The organism is Luteipulveratus halotolerans (genome assembly GCF_001247745.1).
GTDB lineage: Bacteria > Actinomycetota > Actinomycetes > Actinomycetales > Dermatophilaceae > Luteipulveratus > Luteipulveratus halotolerans.
The window spans coordinates 2,012,697-2,026,184 of record NZ_LAIR01000002.1 but is presented as its reverse complement, the minus strand read 5'-3'; the positions used below and the strand labels follow the sequence as shown (position 1 = coordinate 2,026,184).

General features: G+C 70.8%; 16 protein-coding genes. 10 read left to right on the top strand and 6 right to left on the bottom strand.

Annotation, left to right across the window (positions count from 1 at the left end; genetic code table 11):
• Positions 1-28 precede the first annotated feature (28 nt).
• A complete protein-coding gene (locus VV01_RS10255; RefSeq protein ID WP_050671856.1) occupies positions 29-601 on the bottom strand; it encodes a GNAT family N-acetyltransferase in 573 nt (190 codons plus the stop codon).
• Between the two features lie 105 nt (positions 602-706).
• Here VV01_RS10255 and VV01_RS10250 point away from each other — a divergent pair, with 105 nt between their 5' ends.
• From VV01_RS10250 to VV01_RS10240, 3 genes are all read left to right on the top strand, one after another.
• Positions 707-1,285: a dihydrofolate reductase family protein gene (locus tag VV01_RS10250; protein WP_050669794.1), complete on the top strand. Its 579-nt coding sequence runs from the start codon at positions 707-709 to the stop codon at positions 1,283-1,285.
• 61 nt (positions 1,286-1,346) lie between these two features.
• Positions 1,347-1,739 carry a tautomerase family protein gene (locus tag VV01_RS10245; protein ID WP_050669793.1) on the top strand — a complete coding sequence of 131 codons (393 nt, stop codon included), beginning with the start codon at positions 1,347-1,349 and terminating at the stop codon, positions 1,737-1,739.
• Positions 1,740-1,741: 2 nt separating this feature from the next.
• A complete protein-coding gene (locus VV01_RS10240) occupies positions 1,742-2,236 on the top strand; it encodes a nucleoside/nucleotide kinase family protein (RefSeq protein ID WP_050669792.1) in 495 nt (164 codons plus the stop codon).
• Positions 2,237-2,345: 109 nt separating this feature from the next.
• Here VV01_RS10240 and VV01_RS10235 read toward each other — a convergent pair whose 3' ends face one another.
• The 5 genes from VV01_RS10235 to VV01_RS10215 are packed head-to-tail and all read right to left on the bottom strand — an operon-like array spanning position 2,346 to position 5,917.
• On the bottom strand, positions 2,346-2,759 hold the full coding sequence (locus VV01_RS10235) for a Fur family transcriptional regulator (protein WP_050669791.1): 414 nt from the start codon (positions 2,757-2,759) through the stop codon (positions 2,346-2,348).
• Positions 2,756-3,748, bottom strand: a complete 993-nt coding sequence (locus tag VV01_RS10230; protein ID WP_050669790.1) for a metal ABC transporter permease — start codon at positions 3,746-3,748, stop codon at positions 2,756-2,758. The genes VV01_RS10235 and VV01_RS10230 overlap by 4 nt, the downstream gene beginning before the upstream one ends.
• Positions 3,741-4,571: a metal ABC transporter ATP-binding protein gene (locus tag VV01_RS10225; protein WP_050669789.1), complete on the bottom strand. Its 831-nt coding sequence runs from the start codon at positions 4,569-4,571 to the stop codon at positions 3,741-3,743. The genes VV01_RS10230 and VV01_RS10225 overlap by 8 nt, the downstream gene beginning before the upstream one ends.
• On the bottom strand, positions 4,568-5,542 hold the full coding sequence (locus tag VV01_RS10220) for a metal ABC transporter substrate-binding protein (RefSeq protein ID WP_050669788.1): 975 nt from the start codon (positions 5,540-5,542) through the stop codon (positions 4,568-4,570). Before VV01_RS10220 ends, VV01_RS10225 begins: the two co-directional genes overlap by 4 nt.
• Before the next feature lie 42 nt (positions 5,543-5,584).
• Positions 5,585-5,917, bottom strand: a complete 333-nt coding sequence (locus VV01_RS10215; RefSeq protein WP_157508796.1) for a DUF6703 family protein — start codon at positions 5,915-5,917, stop codon at positions 5,585-5,587.
• Between the two features lie 157 nt (positions 5,918-6,074).
• On the opposite strand from VV01_RS10215, the gene VV01_RS10210 reads away from it, so the two are divergent.
• The 7 genes from VV01_RS10210 (at position 6,075) to VV01_RS23855 (ending at position 13,322) form a co-directional block, all read left to right on the top strand.
• The gene (locus VV01_RS10210) at positions 6,075-7,244 is read left to right on the top strand and encodes a S1 family peptidase (RefSeq protein WP_050669786.1); all 1,170 of its coding nucleotides are present in this window, start codon (positions 6,075-6,077) and stop codon (positions 7,242-7,244) included.
• Positions 7,245-7,417: 173 nt separating this feature from the next.
• Positions 7,418-8,371 (top strand): ABC transporter ATP-binding protein, encoded by a 954-nt coding sequence (locus VV01_RS10205; protein WP_050671855.1) that lies wholly within the window; start codon positions 7,418-7,420, stop codon positions 8,369-8,371.
• A gap of 3 nt (positions 8,372-8,374) precedes the next feature.
• Entirely contained in the window at positions 8,375-9,172 is a 798-nt protein-coding gene (locus VV01_RS10200) for an ABC transporter permease (RefSeq protein WP_050669785.1), read from the top strand.
• Between the two features lie 364 nt (positions 9,173-9,536).
• Positions 9,537-10,427 carry a sensor histidine kinase gene (locus tag VV01_RS10195; RefSeq protein WP_050669784.1) on the top strand — a complete coding sequence of 297 codons (891 nt, stop codon included), beginning with the start codon at positions 9,537-9,539 and terminating at the stop codon, positions 10,425-10,427.
• Positions 10,424-11,032, top strand: coding sequence for a response regulator transcription factor (locus VV01_RS10190; protein WP_050669783.1), 609 nt, complete (start codon positions 10,424-10,426; stop codon positions 11,030-11,032). The genes VV01_RS10195 and VV01_RS10190 overlap by 4 nt, the downstream gene beginning before the upstream one ends.
• A 22-nt stretch (positions 11,033-11,054) precedes the next feature.
• Complete coding sequence (gene dusB / locus VV01_RS10185; RefSeq protein WP_050669782.1) at positions 11,055-12,263, top strand: tRNA dihydrouridine synthase DusB; 1,209 nt, start codon at positions 11,055-11,057, stop codon at positions 12,261-12,263.
• Between the two features lie 540 nt (positions 12,264-12,803).
• Entirely contained in the window at positions 12,804-13,322 is a 519-nt protein-coding gene (locus VV01_RS23855; RefSeq protein ID WP_050669781.1) for a DUF559 domain-containing protein, read from the top strand.
• Positions 13,323-13,488: the final 166 nt, after the last annotated feature.

Genomic DNA, 13,488 nt, shown 5'->3' with positions numbered 1-13,488 from the left:
CTCTCCTCGCGGGCAGGCACGGGCCACGCTAGCCATGCCGGCGGTGATCCGCCGTGATCTCGTACTCGACGTCGGGCGGTCCGTCCGTGGGGTCGTCCAGCGACCGGAACGTGCGGACGTAGCGTAGGCCGACGTCCTCGAGAAGGCGCCGCGAGCGGTCGTTGTCCGAGCGCGTCTGCGCGATCACCCGGGTCTGGCCGACGGTCTCCAACGCGTGGGCGAGCAGTGCTGTCACGGCCTCGCGGGCATAACCGTGACCCCACGCGGACCGGGCGAGCCGGTAGCCGAGGTCAGCGACACGGGGGTCGTCGGGCTGGTCCGGTCCGTGCGCGGGCGGGAGCATCAGCAGGCCGACGGGCTCACCCGTCGTCTCCGAGGGCTCAGGGTGGGTGAAGGCCATCCAGAACCCGAGCCCGTCGACCTGCCGCGCAAGAGCGATACGACGCTCGTGCGACCTGCGTACGGCGGCGCCGTCGACCGCGGGACCACCGACGTACTGCATCACCTCGGGGTCGGTGTCGAGCGCGAGCTCGAGGTCGACATGGCTCTCGTCGAGCGGTTGCATGATCAGGCGGGCGGTGCGAAGGACGGGCTGCGGCATCTGCCCGAGCATGGCATCGACGCGCGGGTGTCGCACCTGAGTTGCGTCGTTCGTGGTGATGGTGAGAGGCCGCCGTCGGGGCAGCCCTCGACGAGAGGATCAGCCATGTCTGCGACCTACACCTGGGACGTGTTCTCCAGCCTTGACGGCTTCGGCTCGGTCAGTGGCGGTGACTGGGGCGGCTACTGGGGCAAGCAGGGCCCGGAGCTGCTCGACCACCGGCTCGGTCTGTACGACCAGCCCCAGCGAATGGTGCTCGGTGCCAACACTTTTCGCGCCTTCGTGTCGATGCTGAGCGCGAGCAAGGAGGGCGACGACGTACGCGACCCGTGGGTCACGCGGATGACCCACCTGCCCATGACGGTCGTGTCCTCGACGTTGGACGAGCCCCTCGACTGGAAGGACGCGACCGTCGTGCGTGGTGACGCCGTCGACGTGGTGCGCCGCCTCAAGGGGGAGTCGGACGTGCCGTTGCGTTCGCACGGCAGCCTGTCACTGAACCGGGCGCTCATGAAGGCCGGCCTGGTGGATCGGGTGCAGGTCACGCTGTACCCGGTGGTCACCGGCGAGAACGGCGACGAGCCGATCTTCGGCGGCGCGGCCGACTTCGACCTGGAGCTGCTGGAGCAGCGGACCCTCGACGGCCGTACGCAGGAGCTCACCTACCGCCCGACCCTCCACTGACCCGTGAGACTCGCTGTCCGAACGGGTGCGGCCCCGCGGTTGGAACGGCCATAGTGACGCCATGCCGAGCTCTCTGATCGAAGTCCGACGCGAGTACACCCCGGAGCAGGAGGTGGCGCTCATCGATGCAGTGCACGCGAGCCTCGTCGCCGCGTTCAAGATCCCCGAGGACGACAGGTTCATCCGGCTTGCGTCGTACGCCCCCCACCGGATGGTCAACGGTCTGCAACCCGGGGCGGCCGACTCCTACACGAGGGTCACGATCGACTGCTTCGCGGGCCGCTCGATCGAGGCGAAGCGCAACCTCTACCGCGAGCTCGCGGACCGTCTCGCAGTGCTGGGAATCGAGCGCGACCAGCTGTCGATCCTTCTACGCGAGAGCGAGCCGGAGAACTGGGGTTCAGGTGGCGTCCCTGCGAGCGATGTCGACCTCGGCTTCGAGATCCGCGTGTAGCCGTGGGCGCGCGCAACGTCCTGGTCGAGGGTGTCTCGTGCAGCGGCAAGACGAGCGTCGCGACCGAGCTCGAACGCCGCGGACATCACGTGGTCCACGGCGACCGGGTGCTGGCGTACAGGGGCGATCCCGAGTCGGGTGAGCCCGTCGAGGTCGGCGACCACGAGAACCATCTCTGGGACGTCGACCGGGTGCGCGCGCTGGCCGCGGACGACAGCGCACCGGTGACGTTCTTCTGCGGAGGGTCGCGCAACCACGCGGCGTTCATCGACCTGTTCGACGAGGTGTTCGTGCTCGACATCGACGCCGCGACGCTGGAGCGACGGCTCGACGAGAGGCCCCACGACGAGTTCGGCTCGGCGGCCGAGGAGCGTGCTCTGGTACGACGGCTGCACCGCACCCAGGAGGACGTGCCGGACGGCGTACGCATCGATGCGACCCGTCCGCTCACCCAGGTCGTCGACGACCTCCTGCGCCGCCTCCGAACATGCCTCTGAACGCCCACCCACAAGGCGAATTGTGACTTCAGGGGTCGGTATACCGCCCCCCTGAAGTCACAATTCGCCCTGTGAGTGGGGCTTGTGGGTGACGGAGGGCTGGCGCCGGTCAGCGGGACTGGCAGTCGCGGCAGGTGCCGAAGATCTCCAGGGTGTGCGTCACGTCGGTGAAGCCGTGCTCGGCGCTGATCTTGTCGGTCCAGCGCTCGACGGCCGGGCCCTCGACCTCGACGGTCGCTCCGCACGAGCGGCACACCAGATGGTGGTGGTGCCCGGTGCTGCACTGGCGGTAGACCGCCTCGCCGTCGTCGGTGCGCAGCACGTCGACCTCGCCGTCGGCGGCCATCGACTGCAGTGTGCGGTAGACCGTGGCGAGCCCGACCGAGTCGCCCTGCGAGCGCAGCTGGGCGTGTAGGTCCTGGGCGGAGGTGAAGTCGTCCAGCTCGGACAGCAGCCCGGTGACGGCCGCACGCTGGCGCGTCGGGCGGCGGGTGGGGCTGTCGTCGGTGCGGGTGGGTGTCATCGGTCCTCCTTCGGGCCGGCGGAGACGATGTGGTGCTCGTCCCAGTGGTCGGCGTGGGCGGCGTGGCGCTCGCCGTCGTGCAGGTAGTCGACGTGGTCGCCGTGCTGGATCGCAGGGTGACCGCAGCCGGCGCCGTGCTCGTGGGAGTGCTCGTCGAGGTGCTCCTGTCGGCGGGCCCGCCGGCGGGCGAGCAGACCGCTGAGCACCGATGCGACCACGAAGAACGCGATCGCGAGGATGACGATGGTGCCGCCCGACGGGGTGTCGGCGTAGTACGACGTCACGACGCCTCCCACGCTCGCGACCACGCCCAGGACGACCGCGAGGCGCAGGGCCGCCCGGAAGCTGCCGGTGAGCAGCTGTGAGGCGGCGTTGGGCACGATCATCAGAGCGCTGATCAGCAGCAGTCCCACCACGCGCATCGACACCACCACGGTGACCGCGGTGAGGACGGCGAGGGTGATGTTGAGTGCGGTGACCCGCATGCCGGTGGCGCGGGCGTACTCCTCGTCGTTGGCGACCGCGAACAGCCGCGGGCGCAGCACCCAGGTGACCGCCACGATGACGGCGGCCAGCACGGCGAACGTCCAGACGTCGCTCGTGCTGGTGGTCGTGATGGCCCCGAACAGGTAGGAGTCGAGGTTGGTCGGTGTGTCGCCGTCGGCCTTGCTGATGAGGACGACGCCGATCGCGATACCGCCGTAGAACATGACCGCGAGCGCGACGTCGCCGGATGTACGACCGCGGGCGCGGACCACCTCGATCAGCACGGCCGCGGCGACGGCGAAGACCAGGGCGGTCGCGACGGGCTGGTTGCCGGTGAACAGGCCGACCGCGACGCCCGCGAGCGAGACGTGACCCATGCCGTCGCCGATGAGTGACAGCCGCCGTTGCACCAGGAAGATGCCGACCATCGGTGCGGCCAGCCCGACGAGGAACGCGGCGATCAGCGCGCGCTGCATGAAGTCGTACGAGAGCAGCTCAGGCATCGGAGGCCCCCAGGTGGTCGACCGGCCCGAGGGCGCCGGTCGGTGTGCCGCGTCGGGTGGGCAGCTCGTCGTCGTGGTGATGGCCACCGTGGGCGTGAGCGATCTCGTCGGCGGCGCGCCGTTCGGCGTACGACGTCGGGTCACCGTCGAAGCGCAGCCGGCCGCCGGAGATGACGACGATGCGGGTGACCAGGTCACGCAGGGCGGCGAGCTCATGGGTGACGATCAGCATCGTCGTGCCACGCTCGACCAGCCGGTGCAGCACGTCGGCGAGGACGATCTGGCTGGCCTCGTCGACGCCGGCGGTCGGCTCGTCCATGATCAGCACTCGCGGCTGGGCGGCGAGCGCACGCGCGATGAGCACGCGGCGCTGCTGGCCCCCGGACAGCGTCGAGACGTCCTCGCGGGCCCGGTCGGACAGCCCGACCAGCTCCAGCGACTCGCGGACGAGCTGGTCATCCAGGGCGCTGCGGCGGGCGAACCACGACTGATGGGGCAGGCGCCCGATCGCGACGATCTCCTCGACCGTCGCGCGCACCGACGCCGACAGCGTGTGCCGCTGCGGGACGTAGCCGAGGCGGTAGCGGTCCTTCAGGTGAGCGAGGTCCTCGCCGAGCACGCGCACCGTGCCCTCGAGGTGCCCGTTGAGGCCGAGCAGCCCGCGCACGAGGGTCGACTTGCCCGAGCCGTTGGGCCCGAGCACGGCGATGACCTCACTCGGTTCGACGCGCAGGTCGAGGTCCTTCACGACCGCGCGGTCGGCGTACCCGAACGACGCACCCTGCAGCTGCAGGATCGCGCTGTCGGGCGCAGCGGACGTCATGAGCAGGACTGTCCCTTCTTCAACGTCGCGAGGTTGGCGCGCATGACCTGGAAGTAGTCCTTGCCCGCCGAGGAGTCGGTGATGCCCTCGACCGGGTCGAGCACCGCGGTGGTGGCGCCGGTCGAGCCGGCGACCGCCTTCGCGAACTCCGGCGAGCCGAGGGTCTCGGTGTAGATCGTACGGATGCCGTGCTTCTTGGTGTACGACGCGACCTGCGCCAGGTGGGCGGCGTCGGGCTCGGACTCGGGGGACAGGCCCGCGATCGGCACCTGGTGCAGGCCGGTGCGGGCGGCGAGGTAGCCGAATGCCGCATGGCCCGTGACCAGGTTCTTCTGGGTGCACGAGCGCAGGCCGCTGGTCAGCTCGGTGGCCAGCGTGCCGAGGCGGGCGTTGAAGGACTTCAGCCCGGCGGCGTAGTCGGCCTTGTGCGCCGGGTCGGCCTTGCTCAGCTGCTCGGCGACGGCCGTGGCAACACCCTGGTAGCGCACCGGGTCGAGCCAGAAGTGCGGATCGGTCGCACCGGCCTCGTCGTGCTCGTGTCCCTCGCCCTCGCCCTCGGACGCGTGGTCGTGGCCGTCGCCCTCGTGGTGCTCCTCGCCGACGCCCGTGGGGATCTTCAGGTCGAGGTGCGCGACACCCGACACGTCGTACGCCGTGCCCTTGGCCTGGTTCGTGGCCGTCTGGTCGACGGCACCCGAGATGCCCTTCTCGTAGACGAACAGGTCGGCCTTGCTCACCTTGGCGACGTCCTTGGGGGACAGCTCGAGGTCATGGGGCTCGGTGCCGGGCTTGGTGAGGTTGATGACGTCGACGTGCTCACCGCCGATCTGCTCGACCGCGAGCTGCAGCGGGTAGAACGAGGTGACCACGTCCAGGCCGGACGACGCGGACGCCTTGTCGTCGCCGCACGCCGTCAGCGTGAGCGGTGCGAGCAGAGCGACGGCGGCCGTGGCGGCGAGGCGGGAGTTCATGACAACCATTCTCATCTCTAGTGAGAACCGTTGTCAAAACGATCAGCGCGGGATGGCGGTGACGAGCGTCAGGACGGCGGTGAGCAGCAGCAGGGCCAGGCGCATCATCCGCTCGAGGCTGTTCAGCCGCGGCCACGTCAGGTAGAGCAGCCAGGCGACGAACACGGTCAGCAGGCCGAAGCAGAGCGCCCCCACCCAGCCGCGGACGAACGCACCCACGACCGCGAGTGCCAGGAAGATCACGAACGGTGTCGCGCGTGGCAGCCGGGCCATCCGCTGCAGCAGGGGGTGGCTCGCGTGCTCGACCTTGCTGCGCAGTGCGCTGGTGCGCACGGACGGGCGGGACGAGGAGGGCTGGGCTGACGGCGAAGGCACCCGGTGAGGGTAGTCAGCGCCGCAGGTCTTACCAACTCTTGACCGCGCGGTGGCCAACCTGCGCCGGTTGGCAGGAACCGTCCTGGCCCAACGGCCCCTAGTTTTCCGAGCACCGGGCCACCACCCCGCGGCCCCCTTTCAGTGCAGGAGATCAGGCATGAGTCCTCACCCCTCAAGGATCGTCACCGCCGTTGCCTCTGCAGGACTTCTCGTCACCGCGTTCGCGGCGTCCCCCGGCGCCGACGCAGCGGGCGACCCCGGCGCGCGCACGGTCCAGAGCGGCGCCGACGTCCACGAGATGACCGCCCGCTTCATCGCCCAGGACAAGGGCATCAGCCTCGAGCAGGCCCGGGCGCGCGTCGCCGCCGAGCCGCGGCAGACCGCCCAGGGTGCGCGCCTGGAGGCCGGTCTCGGAGCCCACCGCACAGGCGGCTCCTACCTCGATGACCAGGGCCGCCTCGTGGTCACCGTCGTCGACGGCGCTGCGGCCCAGGCCGTACGCGCCGACGGCGCCACCGCTCGTACGGTCGCCCGGTCCAGCGCCCAGCTCGCCACGACCGAGCAGCGCGTCCGCAGCGCACTCGGCACCGGCTTCACCGCGATCGGCACCGATGTGGTCGCCAACACCGTGACCGTGACGGTCGCGCAGGGCGAGGTCGCTCGTACGCGCGCCGCGCTGCGCGGCGTCGACGGCGTCACGGTCGTCGGCACGAAGGCGTCCTACGGCACGCAGGCCAACGTCTACGGCGGTCAGCAGATCGCGTTCAACGGCTACGTCTGCTCGCTGGGCTTCAACGCCAAGCGGGGTACGACGCCGGTCTTCATCACGGCCGGTCACTGCGGCGAGGGCTACCCGACGTTCACCCGCAACGGCGTGACGCTCGGCAAGACCCAGGCCTACTCCTTCCCGGGCAATGACTACGCCTACTCCTCGCTGACGTCGAGCTGGACCGGCATGGGCTCGGTCGACATGTACAACGGCTACGCGCGTGCGGTGAAGGGCTCGAGCAACGCCGCCGTCGGCAGCGCGGTCTGCAAGTCGGGCCGCACCACCGGCTGGACCTGCGGTTACGTCAAGGCCAAGAGCCAGACCGTTAACTACGGCAACAACGACATCGTCTCCGGTCTGACGCTGGCCAACGCCTGCACCGAGGGCGGTGACTCCGGCGGCTCGTGGCTCGCCGGCAACTACGCCCAGGGCGTGACCAGCGGCGGCGCGATGATCAACGGCCGCTGCCTGGAGACCCAGGGCCAGGAGAACCAGACCTACTTCCAGCCGGTCGGCGAGATCCTGTCGGCGTACGGACTCACGCTCACCACGAGCTGACCCACGGCGGGCCTGCCCGCCCCACCAGCCGCGTCACGGCGTACGCAACCCCCTGACATCACCCCCGAGATCACCGCCCGGAACTGGCCTTCCACCGGCGATGACAGATGTCATGCGTACGCCGTGACGCGCATGTGAGGCCCGCGGCCGTCCTCGACGGCACCGTGGAGGGCATGACGACACAGCTGCACGTGGCAGACGGCCACGTACGTCAGGGGACCGGGCCGGCCGCGCCCGCGGTGCTCCTGCAGGGGGTTCACAAGTCCTTCGGCGACGTCCACGCCGTACGCGGCGTCGACCTGCGCGTCGAGCCGGGCGAGGTCGTGGCGTTCCTCGGCCCGAACGGCGCGGGCAAGACCACGACCATCGACATGGTCCTCGGGCTGAGCCGGCCCGACGCCGGCGACGTCGAGGTCTACGGCATGGCGCCGCGCGCTGCGATCGAGCGCGGGCTGGTCTCGGCGGTCATGCAGACCGGCGGCCTGCTGAAGGACCTCACGGTCGCCGAGACCGTCGAGCTCACGGGTTCGTTGTTCTCGCACAGTCGCACTGTGGGGGAGGTGCTGGACCGCGCCGGCATCGCCGAGATCGCCAAGCACAAGGTCGGCGCCTGCTCGGGCGGCCAGCAGCAGCGGCTGCGTTTCGCGATGGCCCTGATGTCCGACCCTGCGCTGATCATCCTCGACGAGCCCACGACCGGCATGGACGTCACCGGTCGGCGCGACTTCTGGGCGGCCATCCGCGCCGACGCCGAGCGGGGCCGCACCGTACTGTTCGCCACCCACTATCTCGAGGAGGCCGACCAGTACGCCGACCGCATCGTCCTCGTCCGCGACGGACAGGTGGTCGCCGACGGGACCGCCGCGCAGATCAAGGCGAGCGCCGCGGGTCGTACGGTCCGCGCGACCCCGACCCTGCCCGGTGCCGACACCGAGGCGCTGCGCCGGCTGCCCGGGGTCGAGAGCATCGACCTGCGCGGCGACACCGTCCGCGTACGGACCAGCGACTCCGACGCCGTCGCGCGGCACCTGCTGACGCAGACGCCGGCCACCGACCTCGAGATCACCGCTCAAGGCCTGGAGGAGGCGTTCATCGCGCTCACCGGCCACGACGCCGAAGGAGCCTGACCCATGACCACCGTCACCGACAGCCGTATCGACGCCTCTTCCCGTACGGTCCCGCCGCGCGGCGGCCTCAACGCCACGCTGCTCACGATCGAGCTGCGCCGGGTCCTGCGCAACCGACGCACGATGCTGTTCACGCTGCTCGTGCCCGTGGCGTTCTTCTTCGCCTTCGGCAACGCCGACTACGGCAACGACCAGGTCGGCTCGGGCAACTACGCGGCGTACTCGGTCATCTCGTTCGCGCTGTACGGCGCCATGGTCGCCACCACCTCGGCCGCAGCCTCGGTCTCGGTCGAGCGCGCGCAGGGCTGGTCGCGACAGCTGCGGCTGACACCCCTGTCCGGCCTCGCGTACATCACCGTGAAGGTCTGCACCGCGATGATCCTCGGCGTCCTGCCGGTCGTGCTGGTCTACCTCGTCGGCCAGACCGGCACGGCGCTGATACCGACGGGCGCCTGGATCACCTCGGCCGTGCTCGTGTGGCTCGGTGCGCTGATGTTCGCGGCGTTCGGGCTGTTCATGGGCTACCTGCTCCCGACGGAGAACGCCATGCAGGTGATCGGCCCGCTGATGGCCTTCCTGGCGTTCGGCGGCGGCATCTTCTACCCGTACCCCGCGATGAGCGACACCATGCAGCACGTCGCACAGCTGACGCCGATGTGGGGCGTGAGCATGATGGCCCACCTGCCGCTCACCTCCGAGGGCGTCCCCGCCTGGCAGTGGGTGCTCAACATCGCGGTGTGGCTGACGGTCTTCGTCGGCGGTGCGGTCTGGCGCTTCCGCCGCGACACCCGCCGCGTCTGAGCAGTGCAAGAGTGGCCCTCATGATCCTGCGTGACCGTCGTCCGGCGTGGCTGTCCACCGCGTCGGACGACGACTCGTTGTCCGACGGGCGGGGCGTCTCCGGGTTGCTCATCACGGCCCTCTTCGCGGGCGTGTGGCTGGTGTTCCTCGCCAACCCGCTCGCGACGGCCTGGAAGATGCCCAACCACGTACGCGGCGGTGCCGGTGTCGTGCTGACCGTCACGTTCGGCGCGCTCTACCTCCTGCACTTCAACGCCGCGCGCGGCGTGGGCAGACGCGACGGCCGCGGACCCGAGCCGGTCGCCGGGACGCAGCACCTGGGCTGGTACGCCCCTCTCGCCTCACGGCGCTCGCGTGCACGGGCGTGGTCGGCCAGGACGGCTGCGCGACCTGGGTGTTCGTCGCGGTCGCGGGCTGCTGGACCTTCCGGCTGCGCGTGGCGATGGCGATCGGCGTCGGTCTCATCGTGGCGTACGAGCTGCTCGCCTGGCTCTACGCCGGCTGGGAACGCGACGCATCGCTCGGCGGCTCGATCCTGCTCGCGCTGCTCGCCGTGTCGGGCGCGCTGGTGGCCGGACGCCGCCAGCGGGCCCTGGTGGAGGTGCGTCAGGAGAACGCGCGGCTCGCCGTGCAGGAAGAACGCAACCGCATGGCGCGCGACCTGCACGACATCCTCGGGCACTCGCTCACGGTGATCACCGTCAAGGCCGAGCTCGCCGGGCGGCTGCTCGACGCCGACGCCACCTCGTCTCGGGCGCGTGCCGAGGTGGCCGACCTCGAGCGGCTGTCCCGTGATGCCCTGTCCGACGTCCGTCGAGCCGTCGAGGGATACCGCGAGATCTCGTTGGCCGGTGAGCTCGCGCGAGCGCGAGAAGCGTTGGCAGCAGCGGGGATCCAGGCCGACGTGCCGCGGGCGACCGACGAGGTCGAGACCGACCTGCGCGAGCTGTTCGCCTGGACCGTACGAGAAGGTGTCACCAACGTCCTGAGGCACAGCGACGCGAGGCACTGCTCGATCGTGCTGACACCCACGGGAGTGACCATCAGCGATGACGGGCGCGGCCACACCGAGACCGAGAGCTCGTCGCGCGAGGCGGACTCCGGCAACGGGCTGCGCGGTCTGCGTGAGCGGGCCACCGCTGCCGGTGCGGTGCTGATCACCCGTGCGGTCGACCCGCACGGATTCGCAGTCACGGTGACCGCGCGTGACGCCGCAGGGGCGTCACCGACGACGAAGGAGACCACACGCGCATGACCATCCGGGTGCTGCTCGCCGACGACCAGGCGCTCGTACGCGGTGCGCTCGCCGCCCTGCTCGACCTCGAGAACGACCTGTCGGTCGTCGGTGAGGTCGGCCGCGGCGACGAGGTCGAGGCGCTCGCGGTCGAGACGACCCCGGACGTCGTCCTGATGGACGTCGAGATGCCCGGCCTGGACGGCATCGCGGCGACGGCCGTCCTCAAGGCCAGGCTTCCCGCGGTGCGCGTCCTCATCGTCACGACGTTCGGCCGTCCCGGCTACCTGCGCCGCGGTCTGCAGGCGGGCGCCGACGGGTTCGTCGTCAAGGACACCCCCGCTCGCGAGCTGGCCGACGCCGTACGCCGCGTGCACCAGGGGCTGCGAGTCGTCGACCCGGCGCTCGCGACCGACAGCCTCGTCGCGGGCGAGTCGCCGTTGACCGCGCGCGAGACCGACGTGCTGCGCGCCGCGCGCGACGGAGGCACGGTCGCCGACATCGCGGGCGGGCTGTTCCTGTCGGAGGGCACGGTGCGCAACCACCTGTCGTCCGCGATCGGCACGACCGGTGCCCGGACGCGCGCAGAGGCGGCCCGGATCGCCGTCGACAACGGGTGGCTGTGAGGCCTGAGACAATGGGCGCGCCATGACCGACGTTCTTCCCGCTCCGACGCCCGTGCTGCCCCCGCTGCGCATCGGCCGCCACACCATCGACTCGCCGGTGGTGCTCGCTCCGATGGCCGGCATCACCAACCGCGCGTTCCGCCGACTGTGCCGCCAGTACGGCGACCGTGGTCTCGCCGCCGGCGGCGCCTCCGGTGCCACCTCGTTGTACGTCAGCGAGATGATCACCTCGCGTGCGCTGGTCGAGCGCACCCCGATCTCGATGCAGCTGATCGAGCACGACCCCGACGAGAACCCGCGCTCGATCCAGCTCTACGGCGTCGACCCGACGACGGTCGGTCTGGCCGTCCGCATGCTCGTCACCGAGGACCGCGCCGACCACATCGACCTCAACTTCGGCTGCCCGGTGCCCAAGGTCACCCGCAAGGGCGGGGGAGCGGCGCTGCCCTGGAAGTCCGACCTGTTCCGCGGCATCGTCGCCGCTGCGGTCCGTGAGGCGACGCCGTACGACGTGCCCGTGACCGTCAAGATGCGCAAGGGCATCGACCCCGACCACCTGACCTTCCTGGAGGCCGGGCGGATCGCCGAGGGGGAGGGTGCCGCTGCGGTCGCGCTGCACGGGCGTACGGCCGCTCAGGCCTACTCCGGCAACGCCGACTGGAGCGCGATCGCCGAGCTCAAGCAGGCCGTCACCTCGATCCCGGTGCTCGGCAACGGTGACATCTGGTCGGCCGAGGACGCCGTGCGCATGGTGCGCGAGACCGGCTGCGACGGTGTCGTCGTCGGGCGTGGTTGCCTGGGGCGGCCGTGGCTGTTCACCGACCTCGCCGCGGCGTTCGCGGGTTCGTCCGAGCGCGTACGCCCGACGCTCGGTGAGGTGTGCGACACCCTGCGCCTGCACACGGTCTACCTCGCGGAGTTCTACCAGTCCGAGCAGAAGGCCTGCCGCGACATCCGCAAGCACATCGCCTGGTACCTCAAGGGCTTCCCGGCCGGCTCGCACGTGCGCTCCAGCCTGGCGACCGTCGAGTCCATGGCGTCGCTCGACGACCTGATCGCCACGCTCGACCACTCCCAGCCCTGGCCCGGCGAGGCCGCCGAAGGACAGCGCGGGCGCGCCGGGTCCGAGCGGCACGTCGTGCTGCCCGAGGGCTGGCTCGACTCCCAGCAGCTCGACGGCGCTGCGGCCGAGGCGGTCGCCCAGGCCGAGCTGTCGGTCTCGGGCGGCTGACCGGCGCTGTGCGTCGCTGACCCGCCCGTCTGAGGCCCGAGTCAGAGGCAGAGGCCGACGAGTGCGCATCAACGGCTCAGCGCGGCCTCGTCCAAAGGCCGTTCGTGCGCAGTGGCGCTCGCCGTCCGGGTGCCCTGTGGATGGGCAGCCCCCGTCGTGGCTCGGCTGCGGCAGGCTCGCGCCATGTCACCTGCGCGAAGGTCATTGCCCGATGAGGTGAAGGGGCGCGCATCCGGGTTGCCCGAAGCGCGCGATGCCGGTGTGACCGGACGCCTTCGTGGGTCATACCTCGCAAGACCGCACTGCGGCGTCCGCGCCGACGGATCATGCACGACCGTCCATGAACGAGCGCAGGCGCTCGCGGCAGTGCTCCCTGGTCACTGTGCGTTCGGATCGGCCACCGCCGCAACGATTCTCGGACTTCCGCTCCCGTCCAGCCTGGAGGCTGACGGAGCCGATCTGCACGTCTACTCGCCCACGGGGACGGCTGCCGTGCGTCGAGCCGGGGTACGCGGCCATCGAGGTCTCGAACGCCGCAGGGTGATCACGCACCAGGGCCTTCGGTTGGTGGCGCCCGTCGACACCTGGATCGACCTTGCTGCCCTACTGCCACGCGACGAGCTCGTGGTGGTCGGAGACGCGATCGTGGCCCACAACGAGGAACTCCTTCCCGAGCTCCGACGACGACTCCAGGAGGCGAAGGGTCGACGTGGCGTGGGGCGGGCGGCGCAAGCCCTGGAGCTGATCCGCCCGAGCTGCTGGTCGCCGATGGAGTCGCGTGCGCGGCTGATCTTCGCCGACGGTGGTCTGCCCGAGCCCGAGCTCAACGCCGAGGTGCACGATGCGGCGCACACCTGGATCGCGACCGTCGACTTCGTGTGGCGGGAACAGCGTGTCATCGTCGAGTACGACGGCGCGGTGCACGACGACATGGTCCAGCGCCGGTTGGACGTGGTGCGCCGGCGCCAGCTGCGCGCGGAGGGCTGGACCGTCATCGAGATCGGGCGTGACGACGTTCTGCGCTGGCCCGGATCAGCTGGTGGCGCTGATCCGGTCTGAGCTGGAGGGACGAGCTGCGTGATGACGCGGCAGCAGCCGGCGGCCGGGAGAAGGGATCCGGTGAGTGCGCGTCAACGGCTCACGCCGGGTCGTGGGGAAGGCCGGTGTTGCGCACTCGGTCGGCACGGTCGGCCGGTGCTGCGCACTCGGCGGCCCGCAACGCCGG

Coding starts and splice junctions, on each gene's coding strand:
- VV01_RS10255 (WP_050671856.1), bottom strand. CDS start 601: ATGCCGCAGCCCGTCCTTCGCACCGCCCGCCTGATCATGCAACCGCTC.
- VV01_RS10250 (WP_050669794.1), top strand. CDS start 707: ATGTCTGCGACCTACACCTGGGACGTGTTCTCCAGCCTTGACGGCTTC.
- VV01_RS10245 (WP_050669793.1), top strand. CDS start 1,347: ATGCCGAGCTCTCTGATCGAAGTCCGACGCGAGTACACCCCGGAGCAG.
- VV01_RS10235 (WP_050669791.1), bottom strand. CDS start 2,759: ATGACACCCACCCGCACCGACGACAGCCCCACCCGCCGCCCGACGCGC.
- VV01_RS10230 (WP_050669790.1), bottom strand. CDS start 3,748: ATGCCTGAGCTGCTCTCGTACGACTTCATGCAGCGCGCGCTGATCGCC.
- VV01_RS10225 (WP_050669789.1), bottom strand. CDS start 4,571: ATGACGTCCGCTGCGCCCGACAGCGCGATCCTGCAGCTGCAGGGTGCG.
- VV01_RS10220 (WP_050669788.1), bottom strand. CDS start 5,542: ATGAACTCCCGCCTCGCCGCCACGGCCGCCGTCGCTCTGCTCGCACCG.
- VV01_RS10210 (WP_050669786.1), top strand. CDS start 6,075: ATGAGTCCTCACCCCTCAAGGATCGTCACCGCCGTTGCCTCTGCAGGA.
- VV01_RS10205 (WP_050671855.1), top strand. CDS start 7,418: ATGACGACACAGCTGCACGTGGCAGACGGCCACGTACGTCAGGGGACC.
- VV01_RS10200 (WP_050669785.1), top strand. CDS start 8,375: ATGACCACCGTCACCGACAGCCGTATCGACGCCTCTTCCCGTACGGTC.
- VV01_RS10190 (WP_050669783.1), top strand. CDS start 10,424: ATGACCATCCGGGTGCTGCTCGCCGACGACCAGGCGCTCGTACGCGGT.
- dusB (WP_050669782.1), top strand. CDS start 11,055: ATGACCGACGTTCTTCCCGCTCCGACGCCCGTGCTGCCCCCGCTGCGC.